Genomic DNA, 22,397 nt, shown 5'->3' with positions numbered 1-22,397 from the left:
AAAAATACAGGTATCTTCTTCAAACATCACTGCATAGTGGTGTTATTGCAGGAAATCGCTAAACTGCGCCAGCCGTTCATATTCTTCCTGAGGCTGTGCGCATGAAATTTCGTTTTCTTTTATGGATGCTGGGTTTATTGATGGGCAAGGCCAGTCGGACCAATCCGGTGTTCCAGCAGCAGTTGGGCGACAAGGCGCTGGTGTTCCAGCTGCAGACCCTGGACGGCAAGGTCGCAAGGCATTTCCGGGTGAAGGATCAGCGCATCACCAGCCACTCGGGCGTGTACGCGGAGCCGGCGTTTGCGATTGCCTTTAAAGATGCGGCCTACGGCTTTGCGACGATGCAGGCCAAGAACAAGCAGTTGGCGTTCATGACCGGGATTCAGGACAAGTCGATCCAGATCAAGGGCAACCCGGCGCTAGTGATGTGGTTCCAGGGTTTGACCAAGTACTTGAAGCCGAGGAAGGCCAAGGCGGTTGCCAAGGTTTGAGGCTGAGTTGGATTGATCGCGAGCAGGCTCGCACCCGGTGAGTTTTACCGGGTGCGAGCCTGGTCGTTATGGTTTATGCCTGGCTGAACTGCGAAGCCAGCTCGCGCAGCAGCACTTCGGCTTCAAGCACTTTGCTGACCACGTCGTTGGCTTTGTCACGCGTCAAGCCCACGCGCTCCAGCAGGGCGTCGGGGATGTCTTCGTCCGGGCCCGAGCCGATGCCGCGTGCGCGCAGCAGGCGCACGGCCAGGCACACCAGGTTCGGGTACTCGCAGTAGGCGCCGTCGTAGTGCGGGTCGTGCTGGAAGCGCAGCGCGGTGGACAGTTCGTCCGGCATGTCCCAGTAGCGCATCAGCCATGAACCGATCTGCTCGCGGCTGATGCCCAGCAGGTGTTGTTCGATGTAGCTGTGGCACAGGTGCGGGTTGACCTCCAGGTGGCGGCAGATCAGCGAGAAGTGCGGCGGGAACACGTGGGCCAGCAGCAGGTAGCCAAAGTTGTGCAGCAGGCCGGCAAGATACGTCAGGCCGGATTCCGGACGCTGGGCGCGCGGCATGGCGCGGGTCAGGCCTTCGATGACGGCGGCGGTGTAGATCGACTGCTGCCAGTACGGCGTGGTGTGTTGCGGGTGGTCCTTGGGCAGGCTCAGGGTCTTGCCCAGTGCCAGGCCCAGCGCGAGGTTGATCACCAGGTCGAAACCCAGCACCCGCACGATCGCATCTTCCACCGAACGGATCTTGCCCGGCGAGGCGTAGTACGGCGACGCGGCCCAGCTCACCACTTGCGCGGCCAGGGCCGGGTCGGTTTCGACGACGCCGGTGATGTCGTCGATGGTGGCGTTGGGGTCGACGCGCAGTTTGATGATTTTCTGCGCGGTCTCGGCCAGCGGCGGAATTTCGATGGTGGATTCCAGGCGTTGCTGGATGCGTCGCGCGGTGAACGCTTGCACGGCCTGGGTGATTTCCTCACGGTCATCGTCCGGGCGGTCAAGGTTGGGGCGGATGCTGCTCACGTTCTCGCCGAAGCTCGCGGCGCTGGCCTTGGTCAGCATCGACTTGAACGCTTCGCTGGTGATTTCCAGCAGCACACCCGGCTCGCCCGAGTTGATCAGCAACGTTGGTTCGCGCAGCAGGCCTTCTTCGTACAGGCACGGCGAACTGGTCAATGCCGGCAGGCCCGGCAGGAAGCTCAGGCTGTGTTTGCCGAGCATCTTTTCCAGGCGCTCGGTGGGCACGGCGGTCAGGCGGCGGCCGGTCAGTTCGGCCAGGCGGTTGAGGTCGAGCAGTTGGCTCTGCGGGAACAGCACCATGAGTGCGCCCACGGCGTCGTCGAGCAGTACGGCCTGCACTTTGCGCGAAGGGTTCAAGCCGTGATGGTCGAGGACTTCTTCGTAGGCGATGCCCAGTTTGTTGAGCAGCAGCCGAATCACAGACGGAGCGTGCGGGGTTTCAGGGACGAGGGCAGCGTCAGTCATGGTGTGTATCCGTATTCAAACAGTTGCAGGAGTATAACCAGCTTGTCCAAAAGCATCGTCCACAAACTGCGACGATGCTCACACTTGGCCGTATTGCTGCCCATGGCGCAGCCAGCGGTCGAGCAGCGGGCTGACATGGGCGGGCCAGCGTTCAAGCAGGGCTTGCGCGGCATCACGCACGGCGGGCAGTAAATCGGCGTCGCGCATCAGGTCCGCGACCTTGAATTGAAGCAGACCGGTCTGCCGCGTGCCGAGCATTTCGCCAGGGCCGCGCAATTCGAGGTCTTTTTCGGCGATGACGAAGCCGTCGTTGGTTTCGCGCATGATCCCCAGGCGCTGCCGGCCGATCTGTGACAGCGGCGGATGGTAGAGCAGCACGCAATGGCTGACGGCGCTGCCCCGACCGACGCGGCCGCGCAGTTGGTGCAGTTGCGCCAGGCCCAGGCGCTCGGGGTTTTCGATGATCATGAGGCTGGCGTTCGGTACGTCCACACCGACCTCGATCACAGTGGTCGCCACCAGCAGTTGCAGGTGACCGGCTTTGAATTCGGCCATGACCGCGGCTTTCTCGGCAGGCTTCATGCGGCCGTGAATCAATCCGACCTTGAGCTCGCCCAGCGCGGCGGTCAGGTCTTCGAAGGTGGTTTCCGCTGCCTGACAGGTCAGCTCTTCGGACTCTTCGATCAGCGTGCACACCCAGTACGCCTGCCGCCCTTCGGCGCAGGCCTGGCGTACTCGCTCGATGACTTCGACGCGTCGGGTGTCGGTGACCAGCACGGTGTTCACCGGGGTGCGGCCGGGCGGCAGTTCGTCGAGGATCGAGGTGTCGAGGTCGGCGTAGGCGCTCATGGCCAGCGTGCGCGGGATCGGTGTGGCGGTCATGATCAACTGGTGCGGGCACATCCGGCCGCCCACGCCTTTCTGGCGCAGCGCCAGGCGTTGTTGCACGCCAAACCGGTGCTGTTCGTCGATGATCACCAGGGCCAGGTTCTTGAACTGCACTTCATCCTGGAACAGCGCGTGGGTGCCGACCACCATCGGCGTGCCGCTGGCGATCTGTTCCAGCGCTGCCGTACGGTTCTTGCCCTTGAGCTTGCCGGCCAGCCACGCCACGTCGATGCCCAGCGGTTCGAGCCAGCGCTTGAAGGTGATGAAGTGCTGTTCGGCGAGGATCTCGGTCGGCGCCATCAAGGCCACCTGATAACCCGCCTCCAGCGCTTGCAGCGCGGCCAGGGCGGCGACTACGGTCTTGCCGGCGCCCACGTCGCCCTGGATCAGGCGCAGCATCGGTTCGTGCTGGCTGAGGTCGTAGGCGATTTCGTTGCCGACCCGCTGTTGGGCGCCGGTCGGGTTGAAGCCCAGGTTGGCCAGGTATTTTGCCGGCAACCGGGTGGCTTTGGGCATCGCCGGTGCACGCAGCGAGCGCATGCTCTCACGCAGGCGCTGTTGGGACAGTTGATGGGTCAGCAGTTCTTCGAAAGCCAGCCGATGCTGCGCCCAGTGATGACCCAGGGCCAGTTCGTCGACATCGGCGTCGGCGGGCGGGTTGTGCAGGTAGCGGATCGCGTCGGCCAGCGGTGCCAGTTGGTAGTCCCGGGCGAGTTCGATCGGCAGCCAATCGGGCAGGCTGGTCGGACCGAGCATGGTCAGGGTCTGCATGCACAACTGACGCAGGCGTTGCTGTGTCAGGCCTTCGGTCAGCGGGTAAACCGGTGTCAGGGTTTCATCCACGGGCGGCGGTTCGTCGCCGGTGATGGCGCGGTATTCCGGGTGGTAGATCTCCAGCCCCGACGCACCGGGCCGCACCTCGCCGTAGCAGCGAATCCGCGTGCCACGCTTGAGGCCTTCCTTCTGCGCATTGCTGAAGTGGTAGAAACGCAGGCTGAGCCCGCCGGTGCCGTCTTGCATGCGCACGACCAGGCTGCGCCGCCGGCCCATGACCACGTCGGCGCCGCTGACGGTGCCTTCGACGACCGCGTCCTGTCCGGGGCGCAAGTGGCCGATCGGGACCACACGGGTGCGGTCCTGATAACGCAGCGGCAGGTGGAACAGCACGTCCTGGAGGTTTTCAAGGCCGACCTTGGTCAGCTTTTCGGCCATGGCTTCGCCAACACCCTTGAGTGCTGTCACCGATACTTGCGACAACTCGGTCATGGGTGCGACTTAAGCTGCCACCACCGGCACTGGCGGCTTGGCCACCGAGCACAGGCGAATGGAGTCAGCGAGGATTTCAATCGCCTTCGGCCGTGGGAAGCTGGCGCGCCAGGCGATGGCCACGGTGCGGAACGGTACGGGCGGCGTCAGTGGGCGCACTTCGATCACGCCAGGGGCGTAATGGTGGCTGTCCACGGCCGACAGCGGCAGAACCGAGATGCCCAGGCCCGAGGCGACCATGTGACGGATGGTTTCCAGCGAGCTGGACTCCACCGTGGTGTGCTTGGCGCCTTCGCTGCCCTTGGTCAGGGTCGGGCAGGCTTCGAGCACCTGGTCGCGGAAGCAGTGGCCTTCGCCGAGCAGCAACAGGCTCTTGTCGTTGAGCAGGCCGGCATCAATGGTTTCTTTCTGCGTCCATGGATGCTGGGCTGGCATCAGCACGTAGAAAGGTTCGTCGTAGAGCTGCAGGGTCAGCACGTCGGCTTCGGCGAAGGGCAGGGCGATGATGATCGCGTCCAGTTCGCCGTTGCGCAGTTTGTCGCGCAGCACGTGGGTGAAGTTTTCTTCGATGTACAACGGCATCTGCGGGGCAACCCGGTGCAGTTGTGGAATCAGGTGAGGGAACAGGTACGGGCCGACGGTGTAGATCGCGCCGACTTTCAGCGGGGCGGTCAGTTGATTCTTGCCCGCCTGGGCCAGTTCGCGGATGCCCTGGGCTTGCTCCAGGACCTTCTGGGCCTGGGCCACGATGCCTTCGCCCACCGGCGTCAGGCGCACGGCGCTCTTGCTGCGCTCGAAAATCAGCACACCGAGTTCGTCTTCAAGCTTTTTCACGCCCACCGAAAGGGTCGGCTGGCTGACGTGGCAACGCTCGGCCGCGTGGCCGAAGTGCTGCTCTTGGGCGAGGGTAACGATGTAGCGTAATTCTGTAAGAGTCATAGCGAGCGTCCATGAAGTTGCGGGCCAAGCATACCGGCTGCAATTGATAGACGCACGTTATCAGACTGAGAGTGTCGAGTGACACCGTGTAATGCATGTTTGCAAACTGTAGATGCGCCAAAGGCACCTTGCGGTGCCTTTGGTGTGTTCCGTCGAACCCAACCCTGTAGGAGCGAGCTTGCTCGCGATGGACTTGAGAGCGCCGCGGGGTGCCAGGTATCCAGCGTTAGCGTTGACGACCATCGCGAGCAAGCTCGCTCCTACACTACAGCTGCGTGTTTAGCGCCGGCGTTCCAGCGAGTAAACAAACGGTGCAACGATTTCAATGGAGCCATTGGTCAGCATGTCGGCCGGTGGCTTGGGCAGCGGCTGGGCGCGGCGGATCATTTCCAGGGTAGCCCGGTCCAGATCGGCGTTGCCGGAGCGGCCCACCAGTTCGAACGACAACACGTTACCTTCGGCATCCACCACGAAGCGCAGGCGGTTCAAGCCCTCCTTGCCCCGTGCCTGAGCGCTGGCCGGGTACTTTTTGTACTTGGCCAGGTGAGCGAGCAGGGTGCCTTGCCAACTGGCCTTGGCCGCTACCTGCGCGGGCGATGGGCCCGGTGCCGGTTGCGCGGATTTCTCCGTGGGTGCCTGAGTCGGTTGGGTGTCGGCCGGTTTCTCCTCGGAAGGTTTTTCCTTCGGCGGTTCCGGTTTTTTCTCAACAGGCTTGGGCGGCTGAGGCTTGGGCTTGGGTTTGACCGGCTTGGGCACGGCAATTTCAGCCTTGGGCGCTTCAGCCAGCTTCGGAATCGGCAGTTCTTCCACCGGTGCCGGTGGTTGCGGTGGCGTTATCACCTTCGGCGGTGCGGGCGGAGGCGGTGCCGGAACCGGCGCCAACTCGACCATCATCGCCTGCGGCGGCAGCTCGATAGGTGGGCGCGATGTCCAGTTCAGCGCCAGCGCAATGGCCAGCGCATGGACACCGAGCACCACGGCCAGGCTACCGCTGTAACGCGTCAGCTTTTGGCGCGTCGTGATCATTTTTTCACTGCCGTCTCAAGACCTACCAGGCCCACCTTCAGGTAACCGGCCGAGCGCAGGTTATCCATCACGCTCATGAGGTCGCCGTAATCCACGCCCTTGTCGGCCTGGAAGAAGATGGTCGTGTCTTTCTTGCCCTGGGTCTTGGCGTCGAGGGTGGCGCCCAGTGCTTCAGGCTTCACTTCGTCTTCACCCAGGAACAGGCGCTGGTCAGCCTTGACGCTGAGGAACACCGGTTTCTCCGGCCGCGGCGCCGGTTTGGCGGTCGAGGCAGGCAGGTCAACCTTGATGTCCACGGTGGCCAATGGAGCGGCCACCATGAAGATGATCAACAGCACCAGCATCACGTCGATGAACGGGGTGACGTTGATTTCGTGGTTCTCGGCCAGATCGTCGTCTGCGCCTTCTTTCAAATGCAGGCCCATGGCCGATTACCCCACTTTCACCATGTGCGGTTGCGAGCTGCGCTCAGGCTGGTGGTCGAGGTCGCGGCTGACCAGCAGCAGGACTTCCGCCGAGGCGTCGGACACTTGCGCCTTGTAACCGGCGATGGAGCGGGCAAACACGTTGTAGATCACTACGGCCGGGATCGCGGCAACCAGGCCCAGTGCGGTGGCCAGCAGGGCCTCGGCGATGCCGGGGGCGACTACTGCCAGGTTGGTGGTCTGGGTTTTGGCGATGCCGATGAAGCTGTTCATGATGCCCCACACGGTACCGAACAGACCGACGAACGGCGCGGTGGAACCGATGGTGGCGAGTACGCCGGTGCCGCTGCTCATGTTGCGGCCAGCGGCTGCAACCAGGCGCTCCAGACGGAAGGCCACACGCTCCTTGATGCCTTCTTTCTCGCGGGCGTTGGCCGACAGGTGCATTTCTTCCAGGGCGTCGTGCACCAGCAGGTTGGCCAGGGTGCCGGGCTTGGTGGCCGTGGCGCCTGCATCCTTGAGGGTGGTGGCCTTCTTCAGGTGGACGATTTCAGCGCGCAGACGACGCTTGGCACCCATCAGCTCGAAGCCTTTGGCGATCCAGATGGTCCAGGTGATGATCGAAGCGATGGCCAGGCCGATCATCACGATTTTCACGATGATGTCAGCGTTCTGGTACATGCCCCATGGCGACAGGTCGTGGGCCATGCCCAGGGTGTTGTCGGCTTCGAGGACTTCAGGAAGGTCTTCGACTGGAGCGTCTGCGGCGATGGCCGGATCGGTAGCGGCAGGTGCCGCTTGATCGGTGCCATGCTGCGCAGCGTGTTCCGCGGGGGCGGAGGCTGGCGCCGTGGCGGCGGCTGGCGTAGCGGGAGCCTGTGCGTCAGCGAATGCGGCGGTTGGTGCCAGCATCAGGCTGAGCAGCATGGCGGCCACTGCGCTCCAGGCGCGAGGTCGTTTGGTTGGCGAGGCGGAGAGTTGATTGCGTGTCATGCTGGCCGGACCTAAGGGAGAAAACGGTAAATGTTCTTCCAGGCCTCGAAGGCCGAGAACAAAAGTGGCGGGCATTATTGCAAGTAATTCTTGTTAACAAAAGTAATAGAGTATCTTTTTTTGCTTCACTGATATCCTTTCGTCCGTTGCCGGCGCTGGTCCGTGCCTTTGCGAGAGGAGTTTTCTGATGTCCGCACCCTCTGTTTTGATTGCCGGTTGCGGCGATGTCGGCAGCCGTCTGGCTACCCAATTACTGAATTTCGGCTGGGAGGTTCACGGCTTGCGGCGTAACGTCGCACGCCTGCCCGAAGGGGTGATTGGCGTTGCCGGAGACCTGTTCAACAAGGAATGCCCGGCCACCTGGCCCATCGGTGCCGTGGACTACCTGGTGTACTGCGCCGCCGCCACCGATCACGACGAAGCCGGCTACCGCGCCGCCTACATCCAGGGTTTGCAGCATGTGCTGGAGTGGTTGAACGACTACGGCCAGGCGCCGAAACGGCTGGTGTTCGTGTCCAGCAGCAGTGTCTACGGGCAGCAGGAAGGCGAGTGGGTCGACGAAACCTCGTCAGCAGTAGCCAGCGGCTACTCCGGGCAGGTCATGCTCGAAGCCGAGCAGTTGGCGCTCAAGAGTGGTTTCCCGGCCAGTGTCGTGCGCTTGACCGGCATTTACGGCCCTGGCCGCGAATGGCTGCTGACCCAGGTACGCCGCGGCTATCGCGTGGTGACCGAGCCGCCGTTGTACGCCAACCGGATTCACGTCGATGACGCGGCTGGATTGATTGCGTACCTGCTGGAAGCGGACCATCGCGGTGTGGTGCTCGATGACGTCTACATCGGCGTGGACGACGCGCCGGCGCCACTGGCGGACGTGGTGGGCTGGCTGCGCGAGTATCTGGGCGTCACCGAATGGGCAGACGATGCGAGCGTGCGTCGCACCGGCAGCAAGCGTTGCAGCAATGCTCGGGCCAAGGCTCTGGGCTGGACGCCGAAGTACCCGAGTTTCCGCGAGGGGTATGCGGCGATTCTGGAAGGGCGGTGCTGAGTCGCTAGAAGCACCGCAGGCCAAATGTGGGAGCGGGCTTGCTCGCGAATGCGGTGTGTCAGGCAACATCTTAATTGACTGACACACCGCATTCGCGAGCAAGCCCGCTCCCACAGTGGTTCTGCGTTGTTACTTGAATCGGCTTACTGCTTCTCCAGCAGCCACTTGCGGTTCCCCGGCATGAACTGCGGCATTTCATCCGCCTGCGCGGTGTTCACGGCCTGGAAGATTTCCAGCTCCTTGCCCTTGCGGGTAAAGATCCAGGTGTTGCCCTGGCCGTTGAGTTGCAGCCACATGTTGTCATTGCCGCCGCTCATTGACGCGCAATCGCCGGCCAGACACAGCGCGTAGCGATCGGCGCTCGGCAGGCCGGTCACCTGGCCGTCGGCCTGGAACTGTACCGAATTGCCTTCGCCCGGACCGCTGACGATGGTCCAGTCGCCGCCCATGTAGGCCGAATACAGTGCGCGCTCGAAGCTTGCACCCATCGGTGCGCCATCCGGCACCGCAATCACGGCGCGATCAAAGACCTGCGCGGCTTCGTTCTCGGTCGCGGTCTGGTTCAACTGCTTGCCGTCACGTTTCAGCTCGCTGCCGGAGCTGCCATAGAAGTCGACTTTCCACGCGCCGGACTCTTCGCCCTGCAGCTTGCCGTCGACATTCTCGAAACCATTGGTGTAGCGGGCCTGACCGGCCTTGGTGTTGACGTCCCATTCCAGGTTCGGGCCATAAGCCTGGAGCGCTTCGCGCAGGGGGCCGCCTTTGGAGGCAGCATCAATCGCCACCTGGTTGATCCAGGTGCCGCTGATGTCACGGTCGGCGGGGTTGCTGGCACAACCGCCCAGGATCAGGGCGACCAGCGAGAGGGCTAGCGCTGTGCGCATGGTGGAATCCTTTCAAAACGCTTTATACAGATAACGGCGGCGCAGCCTCGAAGGCTGCGCCACAGGTATTACTCGATGACCAGGATGGCATCCATTTCAACCTGCGAACCCTTTGGCAGGGCTGCTACGCCGATGGCGGCGCGGGCTGGGTAAGGCTGGTCGAAGTACTTGCCCATGATCTCGTTGACCTTGGCGAAGTGGCTCAGGTCAGTGAGGAAGATGTTCAGCTTGACGATGTCCTTGAACGAACCGCCAGCCGCTTCGGCCACGGCCTTCAGGTTTTCGAACACTTGGACGGTCTGGGCTTCGAAGCCTTCGACCAGTTCCATGGTTTTCGGGTCCAGCGGGATCTGGCCCGACATGTACACGGTGTTGCCAGCCTTGATCGCCTGGGAGTAGGTACCGATGGCGGCCGGGGCCTTGTCGCTGGTGATTACAGTCTTGGTCATGAATGACTCCTTGTAATAGTTGGGCTCAGGCGCGCATGCGGGTAATGCGGATCACCCCGGTCAACGCACGCAGTTTCTTGATCACGCGGGCCAGGTGCACGCGGTCGTGCACGCTGACCACCAGTTGAACCACGCTGATGCGACCATCGCGTTCGTCCATGCTGATTTTTTCGATGTTGCCGTCGGCCGCGTTGACGCTGCTGGCCAGCAGGGCGATGAGCCCGCGCTGGTGCTCCAGCTCGACGCGCAGTTCGACATTGAATTCGCCGGTGACATCCTTGGCCCACGAGAGCTGGATGCACTTTTCCGGGTTGTGGCGGATTTCGCTGATGTTGCGGCAGTTGTCCAAGTGCACGACCATGCCTTTGCCCGCCGACAGGTGACCGACAATCGGGTCGCCCGGGATCGGCGTGCAGCACTTGGCGTAGCTGAGTACCAGGCCCTCGGTGCCGCGGATCGCCAGCGGGCCTTCGGGGCTTGGCAATTGTTCGCCTTCGCCCAGCAGGCGGCGCGCCACCACGTAGGCCATGCGATTGCCCAGGCCGATGTCTTCGAGCAGGTCTTCGATCAGCTCCAGGCGGTACTCGCTGAGCATCGCCTTGATGCGCTCGGCCGAGATCTGGTCCAGGGCGCTGTCGAAACCGTTGAGCACTTTGTTCAGCAGGCGCTCGCCCAGGGCGATGGACTCGGAGCGGCGTTGCAGCTTGAGGGCGTGGCGGATGTGCGTACGCGCCTTGCCGGTGACCACGAAGTTGAGCCAGGCCGGGTTGGGCCGCGCGCCTGGGGCGCTGACGATCTCGACCGTGGAGCCGCTTTGCAGCGGTTCGGACAGCGGTGCGAGACGACGGTTGATCCGGCAGGCGATGCAGCTGTTACCCACGTCGGTGTGTACCGCGTAGGCGAAGTCGACCGCCGTGGAGCCTTTGGGCAGCTCCATGATCCGGCCCTTGGGCGTGAACACGTAGACCTCGTCCGGGAACAGGTCGATCTTCACGCTCTCGATGAATTCCAGCGAGTTGCCGGCGCGTTGCTGCATTTCCAGCACGCCCTTGACCCACTGGCGGGCGCGGGCATGGGTGCCTTTGGGCTGTTCGTCGCCGCTGGACTTGTACAGCCAGTGGGCGGCGATGCCGTTGTTGGCCATCTCTTCCATTTCACGGGTGCGGATCTGGATCTCGATCGGTACACCGTGCATGCCGAACAGCGTGGTATGCAGCGACTGATAGCCGTTGGCCTTGGGGATCGCGATGTAGTCCTTGAAGCGCCCCGGCAACGGTTTGTACAAATTATGCACAGCACCCAGCACGCGGTAGCAGGTGTCGACCTTGTCGACGATGATCCGGAACGCATAGACGTCCATGATCTCGTTGAAGGCCCGACGCTTGCCGCGCATTTTCTTGTAGATGCCGTAGAGGTGTTTCTGACGACCGCTGACCTCGCCCTGGATGCCGTCGATGGCCAGGCAGTGGCTCAAGGACTCTTCGATCTTGTTGACGATTTCCTTGCGGTTGCCCCGGGCGCGCTTGACCGCCTGGTGGATCCGCGCGGAGCGCATCGGGTGCATGGCCTTGAAGCCGAGGTCTTCGAACTCGATGCGGATGGCGTGCATGCCCAGCCGGTTGGCGATGGGGGCATAGATTTCCAGGGTTTCCTTGGCGATGCGCCGGCGTTTTTCGCCGGACAGCACTTCCAGGGTGCGCATGTTGTGCAGGCGGTCGGCCAGTTTGACCAGGATCACGCGAATGTCGCGCGCCATGGCCATGGCCATCTTCTGGAAGTTTTCCGCTTGTGCCTCGGCCTTGGTCTCGAAGTTCATCTGGGTCAGTTTGCTGACCCCGTCGACCAGTTCGGCCACGGTTTCGCCGAACTGCGCTTGCAGCGCTTCCTTGGCAATACCGGTGTCTTCGATCACGTCATGCAGCATCGCGGCCATCAGGCTCTGATGGTCCATGTGCATGTCGGCAAGAATGTTCGCCACCGCAAGAGGATGCGTGACGTACGCCTCGCCGCTGCGGCGGCGTTGGCCGTCGTGGGCTTGTTCGGCGTAGAAGTACGCTCGGCGGACCAGGTTGACCTGGTCCGTGCCGAGGTAGGTCGATAAGCGATCGGCGAGGGCGTCTATGCTCGGCATGATGACTCCTGCCACAAGCTGTGTTCCCGCGCCGTGCTACGTCGACCAGGCATAGGCTTAGACGGCCTCGTTGGACTCGTCCTCGAATGCAGCAAAGAGCGGTTCATCTTCAACGATTTCGGCTTCGGCGATGGCGGCGTAGTCGATCAGGCCTTCCGCAATTTCACGCAGGGCGACGACGGTAGGCTTGTCGTTTTCCCATGCCACTTTCGGCTCTTTGCCGCCGGTGGCCAGTTGACGGGCACGCTTGGTAGAGAGCATGACCAGCTCAAAGCGGTTATCCACGTGTTCTAGGCAGTCTTCAACGGTTACGCGGGCCATGGTATTCCTCGGAGCGAATGCAATATGCGCGCTGCCCGGTTGGGCGAGCGGACTGAACAGTTTAAAAAATCACCAGCGATTAGGGAAGCGCTGATTTTTTGACCAAGCCCTTCAACGCGCTGCAAGTACCAATGTAAAGCGCTTGCAGCGGTTTTGGGAAGAGCTGTTTAGTCGAGCAATTGGGCCAAAAGTTTGCCGTGGCGCTGCTGCTGGCGCTTCTGGTTGAGCTGATTGGCGCGGAAGATCGCCTGCAAATCGCGCAGTGCGTGGGCGAAATCGTCGTTGATGATCAGGTAGTCGTAGTCAACGTAATGGCTCATTTCGCTGACGGCTTCGCGCATGCGTCCGTCGATGATCTCGTCGCTGTCCTGGCCGCGATTGGTCAAACGCTGGTGCAGGGCCTCGAGGGATGGCGGCAGAATGAAGATCGAACGGGCCTGGGGCATCAACTTGCGCACTTGTTCGGCACCCTGCCAGTCGATTTCCAGGATCAGGTCGTGGCCTTCGTCCAGGGTCTGCTGCAGGTGGCTTTGCGAGGTGCCGTAGAGGTTGCCGAACACTTCGGCGCGCTCGAGGAAGTCGCCGTGTTCGATCATCTTGACGAACTCGCCGCGCTCGACGAAGTGGTAGTTCACGCCGTTCACTTCACCCGGACGCATGGCGCGGGTGGTGTGGGAGACCGATACGCGGATCTCCTGGTCGGCGTCGGTCAGGGCCTTGACCAGGCTGCTCTTGCCTGCGCCCGAAGGGGCGGAAATGATGTACAGGGTGCCGGTGCTGTGGGTCATGTCGGGGTTGCCTTACTCAATATTCTGCACTTGTTCGCGCATCTGCTCGATCAACACCTTGAGGTTGACCGCCGCCTGGGTGCTGCGCGGGTCGAAGGCCTTGGAGCCCAGTGTGTTGGCTTCGCGGTTGAGCTCCTGCATCAGGAAGTCCAGGCGTCGCCCGGCAGCGCCGCCGGACTTGAGCACCCGGCGAACTTCGATGATGTGAGTGCTCAGACGATCCAGTTCTTCGGCGACGTCGCTCTTCTGAGCGAGCATGACCATTTCCTGTTCCAGGCGCTGCGGGTCCATTTCGGCTTTCATGTCGGCGAAACGGTCGAGGACTTTCTGGCGCTGGGTGGCGAGCATCTGAGGGACCAGTTCACGCAGGGTCACCACGTCGGCTTCGATCGAGGTCAGGCGCTCGTTGATCAGCCGTGCCAGCTCCGCGCCTTCGCGCTCGCGGCCGGCCTTGAGTTCCTTGAGGCCTTCATTGAACAGCGCCAGGGCCTCGGCGTTCAGCGCCTGCGGGTCGGTGGCGTCGCCCACCAGCACGCCGGGCCAGGCCAGCACTTCCAGGGGGTTTAAGGCCGCTGGATTTTTGATCAGGCCGGCGATGGTCTCGGCGGCAGCCACCAGTTGCGCGGCGCGCTCGCGGTCTACCTGCAAAGGCTTGCCGGTGCTCTCCTCGGTGAAACGCAGGGTGCATTCCAGCTTGCCGCGGGAAATGGCCTGGCGCAGCGCTTCGCGAGCGGCGCCTTCGAGGTCGCGAAAGGTTTCGGGCAGGCGCAGGTGTGGTTCCAGGTAGCGGCTGTTGACCGAGCGCAGTTCCCAGCTCAGGGTGCCTTGGGCGCCGGCTTTTTCGACGCGGGCGAAGGCGGTCATGCTGTGCACCATGGAGGTACCTCGCAATTCGGTTTTGCGTTACCGGAGGTTTCGCGCAATCCGATATCTGTGAATTAAAGCCGACAGGCAGCAAAGGCGCAGGATTGTAGCGCAGTGGGGCGAATGCGCCCAATCGCAGGGCGCGACAAACGGCTGCAGGCCGTCGGTAAAGCGTCGTTCCAGGCTCAAGACCGGGGCTTCAATCGTCGGGCGGACGTTTTAGAAGTGCCCAGGCCCGGTGCACGGCTCTATAATGCCCGCAGTTTTCCGTCCCCCGTACAGGTATTCCCTATGAAACGTCCAAGTGGTCGCGCCGCCGATCAGCTCCGCTCGATCCGCATCACCCGCAACTACACCAAACACGCCGAGGGTTCTGTACTGGTCGAGTTCGGTGATACCAAGGTCATCTGCACCGTCAGCGTCGAAAACGGCGTGCCACGTTTCCTCAAGGGCCAGGGCCAGGGCTGGTTGACCGCAGAGTACGGCATGCTGCCGCGCGCCACCGGCGAGCGTAACCAGCGTGAAGCGAGCCGTGGCAAGCAGGGTGGTCGTACCCTCGAGATCCAGCGTCTGATCGGCCGCTCCCTGCGCGCCTCCCTGGACATGTCCAAGCTCGGTGACGTCACCCTGTACGTCGATTGCGATGTGATCCAGGCCGATGGCGGCACCCGCACCGCGTCCATCACCGGCGCCATGGTCGCGCTGGTCGATGCCCTGAAAGTGATCAAGAAGCGTGGCGGCCTGAAAGGCGGCGACCCGCTCAAGCAGATGATCGGCGCTGTGTCGGTGGGCATGTACCAGGGCGAAGCCGTGCTCGACCTGGACTATCTTGAAGATTCGGCAGCCGAGACCGACCTCAACGTGGTGATGACCAGCACCGGTGGTTTCATCGAGGTGCAGGGCACTGCTGAAGGCGCGCCGTTCCAGCCGGAAGAGCTGAACGCGATGCTCGAGCTGGCGAAAAAAGGCATGAGCGAAATCTTCGAACTGCAAAAGGCCGCACTGGCCGACTGATCGGACCGTACCAGGCAAGGAGGACACCATGAGTGACGAGCAGGAGCTGCTTCCAACCCCGAGCAAGGAAGCCCGGCAATGGGCGATGTTCTGTCACCTGTCCGCCTTGCTGGGCATCTGGGTGCCCTTCGGCACGCTGATCGGCCCGCTGATCCTGTGGCAGATGAAGCGCGACATGGACCCCTTCGTCGATGCGCAGGGCAAGGAGGCGCTGAATTTCCAGATCACCGTCGCCATCGCTTCCGCCATCTGCTTCCTGCTGATGGTGGTGATCATCGGCTTCTTCCTGTTCGGCCTGATCGCCATCGGCGCGCTGGTGCTGACGATCATCGCCGGGGTGAAGGCCAATGACGGCTTGCCTTACCGGTATCCGTTTACCTGGCGGTTGGTCAAATAATGATCGGCCGCCTGCACCTGTAGGAGCGAGCTTGCTCGCGATGGCGGCGTGTCAGTGACATGGATATTGCCTGACACACCGCCATCGCGAGCAAGCTCGCTCCTACAGGAGGGCAAAAATCAGGCACAAAAAAGCCGACAGTCATGTCGGCTTTTTTGCGTCCAGCAAACGCTTAGATGGTCAGCGTCCAGTCATAGTCCACGATCAGTGGCGCGTGCTGCGAGAACCGTGGCTGGCGTGGCAGGCGTGCGCTGCGTACGAAGCGGCGCAGGCCCGGCGTCAGGATCTGGTAATCGAAACGCCAGCCGAGGTTGAGCATCTCGGCCTGTTCGTTGTCCGGCCACCAGCTGTACTGGTCGCCTTCGCGGCTGACTTCACGCAGGGCATCGACATAGCCCATGTTGCCGACAATCTCGTCCATCCAGGCACGCTCAGGCGCCAGGAAACCCGGGGATTGCTGGCTGTCACGCCAGTTCTTGATATCCAGCTTCTGTTGCGCCACGTACAGCGAGCCACAATAAATGTACTCGCGACGTTTGCGCCGCTGTTTATCCAGATAACGGCCGAAGTCGTCCATTAGCTTGAACTTCTGGTTCAAGTCTTCATCGCCGTTCTGCCCCGAAGGGAGCAGCAAGGTCGCGATGCTGACCTTGTCGAAATCGGCTTGCAGGTAGCGCCCGTAGCGGTCGGCTGTCTCGAAGCCGAGACCGCTGATGACTGCCTTCGGTTGCAACCGCGAATACAAAGCCACGCCACCCTGGGCAGGAACTTCGGCTTCGCAGGCATAAAGGAAGTAGCCATCCAGTTGGAAGGCTGGATCGTCCAGTTCAAAGGCGGAGGCGCGGGTATCCTGCAAGCAGATGACGTCGGCATTCTGTGCTTGCAGCCAACTGAGCAAACCTCGCTCGACTGCAGCCTGAATACCATTGACGTTCACACTGATGATCCGCATAAATGGCCCCAAAAATCGCGTGCGTGTATGATACACGGCGTCAAGCTAATTAGCTAAATCCGTGGTATTTGGGGTTTTTTCATGCAGGCGTATCAGCGCGATTTCATTCGTTTTGCCATCGATCGCGGCGTTTTGCGCTTCGGTGAGTTCACCCTGAAGTCCGGGCGTACCAGTCCGTATTTCTTCAATGCCGGCCTGTTCAACTCAGGTTCCGCCCTGGCCCAGTTGGGTCGTTTCTATGCAGCGGCCATCGTCGACAGCGGTATTTCGTTCGACGTCCTGTTTGGCCCGGCGTACAAGGGCATCCCGTTGGCAGCCGCTACCGCAGTGGCCCTGGCCGAACACCATGAGCGCGATCTGCCCTGGTGCTTCAACCGCAAGGAAGCCAAGGCCCACGGTGAAGGCGGCAGCCTGGTCGGCGCGCCATTGACCGGCGACGTGCTGATCATCGACGACGTGATCACCGCCGGCACCGCCATTCGCGAGGTGATGCAGATCATCGCCTCCCAGGACGGCGCCAAGGCCAAGGGCGTACTGATCGCCCTGAACCGCCAGGAGCGCGGCAACGGCGAGCTGTCGGCGATCCAGGAAGTCGAGCGTGACTTCGGCATCCCGGTGGTCAGCATCGTTTCGCTGAACCAGGTGCTGGAATTCCTGGCTGACGATCCGCAGCTCAAGCAGCACCTGCCAGCCGTCGAGGCGTATCGCGCGCAGTTTGGCGTGTAACCACCGATCCCTGTAGGAGCGAGCTTGCTCGCGATTGCGGTGGATCAGGTACTTGGATAGTGGCTGACACACCGCAATCGCGAGCAAGCTCGCTCCTACAGGTAATGTGTGGCAAAAAAAGACCCCGCCCGGCCAGGCCGAGCGGGGTCTTTTTGTATCTGCCAGCCCTTACGGACGCTTGCGATTGCTGATCAGGGTGCCCACGCCGGTATCGGTGAAGATCTCCAGCAGGATCGCGTTCGGTACGCGACCGTCGATGATCAGCGAGCTGCCTACGCCCCCCTGGACCGCTTCCAGCGCGCAACGGATCTTGGGCAGCATGCCGCCGTAGATGGTGCCGTCGGCGATCAGGGCGTCGACCTGCTGGGTGCTCAGACCAGTCAGCACTTTGCCTTCCTTGTCCATCAGGCCGGCGATGTTGGTCAGCAGCATCAGCTTCTCGGCTTTCAGCGCCTCGGCAACCTTGCCGGCCACCAGGTCAGCGTTGATGTTGTACGACTCGCCGTTGGCGCCCACGCCGATTGGCGCGATCACCGGGATGAAATCACCCTTGACCAGCAGGTTCAGCAGGTCGGTGTTGATCCCGACCACTTCGCCGACGTGGCCGATGTCGATGATTTCCGGCTGGGTCATCTCCGGGGTCTGGCGGGTGACGGTGAGCTTCTTCGCACGAATCAGCTCGGCGTCCTTGCCGGTCAGGCCGATGGCGCTGCCACCGTGACGGTTGATCAGGTTGACGATGTCCTTGTTGACCTGGCCACCCAGGACCATCTCCACCACGTCCATGGTCGCAGCGTCGGTGACGCGCATGCCATCGACGAAGTGGCTCTCGATCGACAGGCGCTTGAGCAGGTCACCGATTTGCGGGCCGCCGCCGTGAACCACCACCGGGTTGATGCCCACGGCTTTCATCAGCACGATGTCGCGGGCGAAGCCTTTCTTCAGCTCCTCGCTTTCCATCGCGTTGCCGCCGTATTTGATCACCAGGGTCTTGCCGACATAGCGGCGAATGTAAGGCAGCGCTTCGGACAGGACCTTGGCGGTGTTGGCGGCGGCTTCGCGTTCGAGGGTCATTCAGGGCTCCGGGTGAATCAGAACGGTAGTTGGAGATCAGGTGCAACGCGCTTCAACTGGACGCGGAAAACGTCCTTGATGCGCGCAAGTTCTGCCTCGTCATCGGCCTCGAAGCGCAGTACCAGCACCGGCGTGGTGTTGGAGGCGCGAACCAGGCCCCAGCCTTTGGCATAGTCGACTCGCACGCCGTCGATGGTGGTCAGGTCGGCGCCTGCGCCCCACTGCGCGTCGTGCAATGCATCAATGATGCTGAATTTGCTCTCTTCGGTCACATGGATATTGATTTCCGGCGTAGAAATATCGTTCGGGAAGGTCGCGAACAGCTCCTCCGCGGTGGATTTTTCCTTGCTCAGGATCTCCAGCAACCGGGCGGCGCTGTAAATGCCGTCGTCGAAACCGAACCAGCGCTCCTTAAAGAAGATGTGCCCGCTCATTTCGCCGGCCAACAGGGCGCCGGATTGTTTCATTTTCTTTTTGATCAACGAGTGACCGGTCTTCCACATTAGCGGCCGGCCACCGTATTCCTTGATCAGCGGCGTCAGGCGGCGGGTGCATTTGACGTCGAAGATGATTTCCGCGTCCGGATTGCGCGCCACAACGTCGCGGGCGAAGAGCATGAGCAAACGGTCGGGATAGACGATACTGCCGGTGTTGGTCACCACGCCGACACGGTCGCCGTCACCGTCGAAGGCCAGGCCGATGTCGGCCTTGGTTTCCTTGACCTTGGCGATCAGGTCCACGAGGTTTTCCGGCTTGCCCGGGTCCGGGTGGTGGTTGGGGAAGTTGCCATCCACTTCGCAGAACAGCGGGATGACTTCGCAGTTCAGCGCTTCGATCAGTTGTGGGGCGATCACGCCGGCGGCGCCGTTGCCGCAATCGACCACGACTTTCAGGCGGCGGGCCAGCTTGATGTCCTGGACGATTTGGGTGTTGTAGCGATCGAGGATCTCGACCTGGGTGACGCTGCCGTTGCCGCTGGTCAGATTGTTGGTCTTGAGGCGTTCGTGCAGTGCCTGGATCTGTTCGTTGGCCAGGGTGTCGCCGGCGATGACGATCTTGAAGCCGTTGTAGTTCGACGGGTTGTGGCTGCCGGTGAGCATCACCCCGGATTTGCCGGCCAGTACGTTGGCGGCGTAATACAGGGCAGGGGTTGGCACCAGGCCGACGTCGCTGACGTGGCAACCGGCTTCGGCCAGGCCCTTGATCAATTGCGCCACCAGTTCCGGGCCGGAGAGACGGCCGTCACGCCCTACGGAGACGTTCGGTTCGCCCGCGGCCAGGCTCTGGGCGCCAATGGCGCGGCCAAGCCAGTAGGCAGTTTCAGCATTGAGGAACTCCGGGACGGTGCCACGGATGTCATAGGCGCGGAAAATGCTGTCGGGGAACGTGGGTACGACGGTGGCTGGGGTGTTCATCTGAGGCATTGCTCCATCTCGAAAGTGACTTGACCTGTGCGCGAACAACTCGCCGGCGGGCTCAAACTGAAGGGTAAGACGGCGTTTTGCACAGAGAGTTCGTGGTGCGAAAAGGCCATGCCACCTGCGTCGGCCCGCTTCCGGGCGGCCAATGCCTTGATTTTCAGTACTAAACCTTGCAGATCACGTCGGTGGAATTTTCATCCTGAAAATGCCGGAAGCGGATCAGGCCGGGCAGGGCGCCCGACCTGGAACAGGTCGATCATTGGCGGCCGGAATGCCCGAAGCCACCGGTACCGCGTTCGGTCTCGACGAACTCTTCGACCATTTCGAAGTGCGCTTGAACGACAGGCACCAGCACCAGTTGGGCGAGGCGCTCGCCGACCACGATGTTGAAGTCGCTCTGGCCACGGTTCCAGCACGACACCATCAGCGGGCCCTGGTAGTCGGAGTCGATCAGGCCGACCAGGTTGCCCAGCACGATGCCGTGCTTATGCCCCATGCCGGAGCGCGGCAGGATCAGGGCGGCCAGGCCAGGGTCGCCGATGTACACGGACAGGCCGGTCGGGATCAGCAGGGTTTCACCCGGCTTGATCACGGTGTCTTTGTCCAGCATGGCGCGCAGGTCGAGGCCCGCGGAGCCTGGCGTAGCGTACTGGGGCAGCGGGAATTCGCTGCCGATGCGTGGGTCGAGGATCTTGGCTTGCAAAGCGTGCATTGAGTTAAACCTGGTTCAGACGTTCGGCGATAAAGGTGATCAGCTGGCGAGCGATTTTGCTCTTGCTGGTCTGGGCGAAAAGTGTGGCGTGCAGCTCACGGTCGATCACGCTGCAGGCGTTTTCCTCGCTGTTGAAGCCAATACTCGGGTTGGCGACGTCGTTGGCGACGATCAGGTCGAGGTTCTTGTCTTTCAACTTGCGTGCAGCGTAGTCGAGCAGGTGTTCGGTTTCGGCGGCGAAACCGACACTGAACGGACGGTCAGGGCGGGTGGCGATGGTGGCCAGGATGTCCGGGTTACGCACCATCTGTAGCAACAAGCCGTCGCCGTTCGTAGGGTCTTTCTTGAGTTTCTGTGGGGCGACCACTTCCGGGCGGTAGTCCGCGACCGCTGCCGAAGCGATGAACAGGTCGCAAGGGATTGCGGCTTCGCAGGCGGCGAGCATGTCGCGGGCGCTGACCACGTCGATGCGGGTCACACGATCCGGGGTCGGCAGGTGTACCGGGCCGGTGATCAGGGTCACGCGGGCGCCGGCTTCAACGGCGGCTTCGGCCAGGGCAAAACCCATTTTCCCGGAACTGTGGTTGGTGATGTAGCGCACCGGGTCGATGTTTTCCTGGGTCGGGCCGGCGGTGATCAGCACGTGTTTGCCGGTCAATGCCTGGCGCTTGAAGCAGTCCGCCGCGCACTGGGCCAGTTCCACGGCTTCAAGCATTCGGCCCAGGCCGACGTCGCCGCAGGCCTGGCTCCCGGAGGCCGGGCCAAAGGCCTTGATGTCTCGGCTTTCCAGGGTTTGCAGGTTGGCCTGGGTCGCCGGGTCGCGCCACATGGCCTGGTTCATGGCCGGGGCGATGGCGACCACCGCGTCGGTGGCCAGCACCAGGGTGGTCAGCAGGTCGTCGGCAACGCCTTGGGCCAGGCGGGCGATGAGGTCGGCGGTGGCGGGGGCGATCAGCACCATGTCGGCCCACTTGGCCAGCTCGATGTGACCCATGGCGGCTTCGGCCGCCGGGTCCAGCAGGTCCAGGTGAACCGGGTGCCCGGATAGGGCCTGCATGGTCAGCGGGGTAATGAACTCGCTGCCGCCACGGGTCATGACCACGCGCACTTCGGCACCCTGGTCGATCAGGCGGCGAACCAGGTCGGCACTCTTATAGGCAGCGATGCCGCCGCCGACGCCCAGAACGATGCGTTTCCGATACAGCCGCTGCATAGGTCTGCCTTTCATTTCGTTGATGACTGCGTGGCGTTACCCCCTCCCCAGGAGTGAAATCGCCCGCAAAAAAGATGGGCTAAGATATCACAGCGACCGTAACGGAACAGCGGCGCCCACAGTCCAGGGAGGTGTTATGAGTATTCGCAATTGGCCGGCGGCGGAGCGGCCGCGGGAGAAACTGTTGGAGCAGGGTTCGACGAGCCTGTCGGACGCCGAGCTGCTGGCGATCTTCCTTCGCACCGGAGTGTCCGGTAAAAGCGCCGTGGATCTGGCGCGCCATCTCTTGAGTCAATTCGGCAGCCTTCGCCGGCTGTTGGAGGCGGATCTGCGCACGTTCAGTGGCCAGCTCGGCCTCGGCCCGGCGAAATTCGCGCAGTTGCAGGCGGTGCTGGAGATGGGGCGGCGGCACCTGGCCGAGCGTTTGCGGCAGGAGTCGGTGCTGGAAAATCCCCTGGCGGTGCGTGAATACCTCAAGTCGATGTTGCGGCATGAGCCGCATGAGGTGTTCGGTTGTCTGTTTCTCGATTCCAAACACCGGGTGCTGGCGTTTGAGTCACTGTTTCGCGGCTCCATCGACAGCACCAGCGTCTATCCGCGCCAGGTGGTCAAGCGCGCCCTGGCGCACAACGCGGCAGCGCTGATCCTCTGCCATAACCATCCATCGGGCAATTCCGACCCCAGCCAGGCCGACCGCAAGCTGACCCAGCGACTGCGACAGGCGTTGGACCTGATCGACGTACGGGTGCTCGATCACTTCATCATTGGTGATGGTGACCCGCTGTCGATGGCGGAGTATGGGTGGATGTAGGGCGCGTGCCTGACTGTCCCCGCCCCTGTGGGAGCGGGCTTGCTCGCGAAGGCGGCAGGTCAGTCGACATCATCTCAATCTGACCTGCCGCAT

General features: G+C 62.3%; 22 protein-coding genes and 1 pseudogene. 6 read left to right on the top strand and 17 right to left on the bottom strand.

Translation table 11 applies throughout. The features are described from left to right. Positions 1-101 precede the first annotated feature (101 nt). Positions 102-491, top strand: coding sequence for a helicase (locus tag ABVN20_RS13395; protein WP_368556162.1), 390 nt, complete (start codon positions 102-104; stop codon positions 489-491). 73 nt (positions 492-564) lie between these two features. Here ABVN20_RS13395 and ABVN20_RS13390 read toward each other — a convergent pair whose 3' ends face one another. The 6 genes from ABVN20_RS13390 to exbB form a co-directional block, all read right to left on the bottom strand. Next, entirely contained in the window at positions 565-1,965 is a 1,401-nt protein-coding gene (locus ABVN20_RS13390) for an aminoacyl-tRNA deacylase and HDOD domain-containing protein (RefSeq protein WP_368556160.1), read from the bottom strand. A gap of 78 nt (positions 1,966-2,043) precedes the next feature. After that, complete coding sequence (gene recG, locus ABVN20_RS13385) at positions 2,044-4,119, bottom strand: ATP-dependent DNA helicase RecG (protein WP_368556159.1); 2,076 nt, start codon at positions 4,117-4,119, stop codon at positions 2,044-2,046. A gap of 9 nt (positions 4,120-4,128) precedes the next feature. Next, complete coding sequence (locus tag ABVN20_RS13380; protein WP_368556157.1) at positions 4,129-5,058, bottom strand: LysR substrate-binding domain-containing protein; 930 nt, start codon at positions 5,056-5,058, stop codon at positions 4,129-4,131. A gap of 279 nt (positions 5,059-5,337) precedes the next feature. After that, on the bottom strand, positions 5,338-6,084 hold the full coding sequence (locus tag ABVN20_RS13375; protein WP_368556155.1) for an energy transducer TonB: 747 nt from the start codon (positions 6,082-6,084) through the stop codon (positions 5,338-5,340). Further along, complete coding sequence (gene exbD, locus ABVN20_RS13370) at positions 6,081-6,509, bottom strand: TonB system transport protein ExbD (RefSeq protein ID WP_368556154.1); 429 nt, start codon at positions 6,507-6,509, stop codon at positions 6,081-6,083. The genes ABVN20_RS13375 and exbD overlap by 4 nt, the downstream gene beginning before the upstream one ends. Before the next feature lie 6 nt (positions 6,510-6,515). Beyond that, on the bottom strand, positions 6,516-7,502 hold the full coding sequence (exbB, locus tag ABVN20_RS13365) for a tonB-system energizer ExbB (RefSeq protein WP_368556152.1): 987 nt from the start codon (positions 7,500-7,502) through the stop codon (positions 6,516-6,518). Between the two features lie 187 nt (positions 7,503-7,689). On the opposite strand from exbB, the gene ABVN20_RS13360 reads away from it, so the two are divergent. Then, positions 7,690-8,547, top strand: a complete 858-nt coding sequence (locus ABVN20_RS13360) for an SDR family oxidoreductase (protein ID WP_368556150.1) — start codon at positions 7,690-7,692, stop codon at positions 8,545-8,547. Between the two features lie 143 nt (positions 8,548-8,690). Here ABVN20_RS13360 and ABVN20_RS13355 read toward each other — a convergent pair whose 3' ends face one another. The 6 genes from ABVN20_RS13355 to ABVN20_RS13330 all read right to left on the bottom strand — a co-directional run bounded on the left by ABVN20_RS13355 (position 8,691) and on the right by ABVN20_RS13330 (position 13,996). Beyond that, entirely contained in the window at positions 8,691-9,431 is a 741-nt protein-coding gene (locus ABVN20_RS13355; protein ID WP_368556148.1) for a hypothetical protein, read from the bottom strand. Positions 9,432-9,499: 68 nt separating this feature from the next. Next, a complete protein-coding gene (locus ABVN20_RS13350) occupies positions 9,500-9,880 on the bottom strand; it encodes a RidA family protein (protein ID WP_003229509.1) in 381 nt (126 codons plus the stop codon). Positions 9,881-9,905: 25 nt separating this feature from the next. Further along, the gene (spoT, locus tag ABVN20_RS13345; RefSeq protein WP_368556145.1) at positions 9,906-12,011 is read right to left on the bottom strand and encodes a bifunctional GTP diphosphokinase/guanosine-3',5'-bis pyrophosphate 3'-pyrophosphohydrolase; all 2,106 of its coding nucleotides are present in this window, start codon (positions 12,009-12,011) and stop codon (positions 9,906-9,908) included. Between the two features lie 57 nt (positions 12,012-12,068). Then, positions 12,069-12,332: a DNA-directed RNA polymerase subunit omega gene (rpoZ, locus tag ABVN20_RS13340; protein WP_007921129.1), complete on the bottom strand. Its 264-nt coding sequence runs from the start codon at positions 12,330-12,332 to the stop codon at positions 12,069-12,071. A gap of 167 nt (positions 12,333-12,499) precedes the next feature. Continuing rightward, a complete protein-coding gene (gene gmk / locus ABVN20_RS13335; RefSeq protein WP_368556143.1) occupies positions 12,500-13,120 on the bottom strand; it encodes a guanylate kinase in 621 nt (206 codons plus the stop codon). A gap of 12 nt (positions 13,121-13,132) precedes the next feature. After that, complete coding sequence (locus ABVN20_RS13330; RefSeq protein ID WP_368556141.1) at positions 13,133-13,996, bottom strand: YicC/YloC family endoribonuclease; 864 nt, start codon at positions 13,994-13,996, stop codon at positions 13,133-13,135. A 279-nt stretch (positions 13,997-14,275) separates the two neighbouring features. Between ABVN20_RS13330 and rph the strand changes: the two genes are divergently transcribed. Both rph and ABVN20_RS13320 read left to right on the top strand, forming a co-directional pair. Then, entirely contained in the window at positions 14,276-14,998 is a 723-nt protein-coding gene (rph, locus tag ABVN20_RS13325) for a ribonuclease PH (RefSeq protein ID WP_368556139.1), read from the top strand. A gap of 28 nt (positions 14,999-15,026) precedes the next feature. Then, complete coding sequence (locus tag ABVN20_RS13320) at positions 15,027-15,395, top strand: DUF4870 domain-containing protein (RefSeq protein WP_368556137.1); 369 nt, start codon at positions 15,027-15,029, stop codon at positions 15,393-15,395. Between the two features lie 172 nt (positions 15,396-15,567). On the opposite strand, the gene ABVN20_RS13315 is transcribed toward ABVN20_RS13320, so the two are convergent. Beyond that, a complete protein-coding gene (locus ABVN20_RS13315; RefSeq protein ID WP_192307121.1) occupies positions 15,568-16,347 on the bottom strand; it encodes an exodeoxyribonuclease III in 780 nt (259 codons plus the stop codon). 81 nt (positions 16,348-16,428) lie between these two features. On the opposite strand from ABVN20_RS13315, the gene pyrE reads away from it, so the two are divergent. Next, positions 16,429-17,073, top strand: a complete 645-nt coding sequence (gene pyrE, locus ABVN20_RS13310; protein WP_368556135.1) for an orotate phosphoribosyltransferase — start codon at positions 16,429-16,431, stop codon at positions 17,071-17,073. Between the two features lie 168 nt (positions 17,074-17,241). Here the strand turns inward: pyrE and argB are convergent, their stop codons facing one another. The 4 genes and pseudogenes from argB to coaBC all read right to left on the bottom strand — a co-directional run bounded on the left by argB (position 17,242) and on the right by coaBC (position 21,493). Further along, a complete protein-coding gene (gene argB / locus ABVN20_RS13305) occupies positions 17,242-18,147 on the bottom strand; it encodes an acetylglutamate kinase (protein ID WP_368556133.1) in 906 nt (301 codons plus the stop codon). 17 nt (positions 18,148-18,164) lie between these two features. Beyond that, positions 18,165-19,538 (bottom strand): annotated as a pseudogene (locus tag ABVN20_RS13300) (phosphomannomutase/phosphoglucomutase); the annotation flags it as partial. 286 nt (positions 19,539-19,824) lie between these two features. Continuing rightward, positions 19,825-20,280 (bottom strand): dUTP diphosphatase, encoded by a 456-nt coding sequence (dut, locus tag ABVN20_RS13295; RefSeq protein ID WP_368556131.1) that lies wholly within the window; start codon positions 20,278-20,280, stop codon positions 19,825-19,827. 4 nt (positions 20,281-20,284) lie between these two features. Beyond that, positions 20,285-21,493 carry a bifunctional phosphopantothenoylcysteine decarboxylase/phosphopantothenate--cysteine ligase CoaBC gene (coaBC, locus tag ABVN20_RS13290; RefSeq protein WP_368557705.1) on the bottom strand — a complete coding sequence of 403 codons (1,209 nt, stop codon included), beginning with the start codon at positions 21,491-21,493 and terminating at the stop codon, positions 20,285-20,287. A 136-nt stretch (positions 21,494-21,629) separates the two neighbouring features. Between coaBC and radC the strand changes: the two genes are divergently transcribed. Further along, positions 21,630-22,304 (top strand): DNA repair protein RadC, encoded by a 675-nt coding sequence (gene radC / locus ABVN20_RS13285; protein ID WP_368556130.1) that lies wholly within the window; start codon positions 21,630-21,632, stop codon positions 22,302-22,304. The last annotated feature ends 93 nt before the right edge of the window (positions 22,305-22,397 follow it).

It is taken from the genome of Pseudomonas sp. MYb118 (assembly GCF_040947875.1).
Classification (GTDB): domain Bacteria; phylum Pseudomonadota; class Gammaproteobacteria; order Pseudomonadales; family Pseudomonadaceae; genus Aquipseudomonas.
The sequence above is the reverse complement of the archived record's forward strand: the minus strand, read 5'-3'. Positions and strand labels throughout refer to the sequence as shown.

Bases quoted from the DNA above. Each gene is read 5' to 3' on its own strand.
- ABVN20_RS13395 (WP_368556162.1), top strand. From the start codon at position 102: ATGAAATTTCGTTTTCTTTTATGGATGCTGGGTTTATTGATGGGCAAG.
- ABVN20_RS13390 (WP_368556160.1), bottom strand. From the start codon at position 1,965: ATGACTGACGCTGCCCTCGTCCCTGAAACCCCGCACGCTCCGTCTGTG.
- recG (WP_368556159.1), bottom strand. From the start codon at position 4,119: ATGACCGAGTTGTCGCAAGTATCGGTGACAGCACTCAAGGGTGTTGGC.
- ABVN20_RS13380 (WP_368556157.1), bottom strand. From the start codon at position 5,058: ATGACTCTTACAGAATTACGCTACATCGTTACCCTCGCCCAAGAGCAG.
- ABVN20_RS13375 (WP_368556155.1), bottom strand. From the start codon at position 6,084: ATGATCACGACGCGCCAAAAGCTGACGCGTTACAGCGGTAGCCTGGCC.
- exbD (WP_368556154.1), bottom strand. From the start codon at position 6,509: ATGGGCCTGCATTTGAAAGAAGGCGCAGACGACGATCTGGCCGAGAAC.
- exbB (WP_368556152.1), bottom strand. From the start codon at position 7,502: ATGACACGCAATCAACTCTCCGCCTCGCCAACCAAACGACCTCGCGCC.
- ABVN20_RS13360 (WP_368556150.1), top strand. From the start codon at position 7,690: ATGTCCGCACCCTCTGTTTTGATTGCCGGTTGCGGCGATGTCGGCAGC.
- ABVN20_RS13355 (WP_368556148.1), bottom strand. From the start codon at position 9,431: ATGCGCACAGCGCTAGCCCTCTCGCTGGTCGCCCTGATCCTGGGCGGT.
- ABVN20_RS13350 (WP_003229509.1), bottom strand. From the start codon at position 9,880: ATGACCAAGACTGTAATCACCAGCGACAAGGCCCCGGCCGCCATCGGT.
- spoT (WP_368556145.1), bottom strand. From the start codon at position 12,011: ATGCCGAGCATAGACGCCCTCGCCGATCGCTTATCGACCTACCTCGGC.
- rpoZ (WP_007921129.1), bottom strand. From the start codon at position 12,332: ATGGCCCGCGTAACCGTTGAAGACTGCCTAGAACACGTGGATAACCGC.
- gmk (WP_368556143.1), bottom strand. From the start codon at position 13,120: ATGACCCACAGCACCGGCACCCTGTACATCATTTCCGCCCCTTCGGGC.
- ABVN20_RS13330 (WP_368556141.1), bottom strand. From the start codon at position 13,996: ATGGTGCACAGCATGACCGCCTTCGCCCGCGTCGAAAAAGCCGGCGCC.
- rph (WP_368556139.1), top strand. From the start codon at position 14,276: ATGAAACGTCCAAGTGGTCGCGCCGCCGATCAGCTCCGCTCGATCCGC.
- ABVN20_RS13320 (WP_368556137.1), top strand. From the start codon at position 15,027: ATGAGTGACGAGCAGGAGCTGCTTCCAACCCCGAGCAAGGAAGCCCGG.
- ABVN20_RS13315 (WP_192307121.1), bottom strand. From the start codon at position 16,347: ATGCGGATCATCAGTGTGAACGTCAATGGTATTCAGGCTGCAGTCGAG.
- pyrE (WP_368556135.1), top strand. From the start codon at position 16,429: ATGCAGGCGTATCAGCGCGATTTCATTCGTTTTGCCATCGATCGCGGC.
- argB (WP_368556133.1), bottom strand. From the start codon at position 18,147: ATGACCCTCGAACGCGAAGCCGCCGCCAACACCGCCAAGGTCCTGTCC.
- dut (WP_368556131.1), bottom strand. From the start codon at position 20,280: ATGCACGCTTTGCAAGCCAAGATCCTCGACCCACGCATCGGCAGCGAA.
- coaBC (WP_368557705.1), bottom strand. From the start codon at position 21,493: ATGCAGCGGCTGTATCGGAAACGCATCGTTCTGGGCGTCGGCGGCGGC.
- radC (WP_368556130.1), top strand. From the start codon at position 21,630: ATGAGTATTCGCAATTGGCCGGCGGCGGAGCGGCCGCGGGAGAAACTG.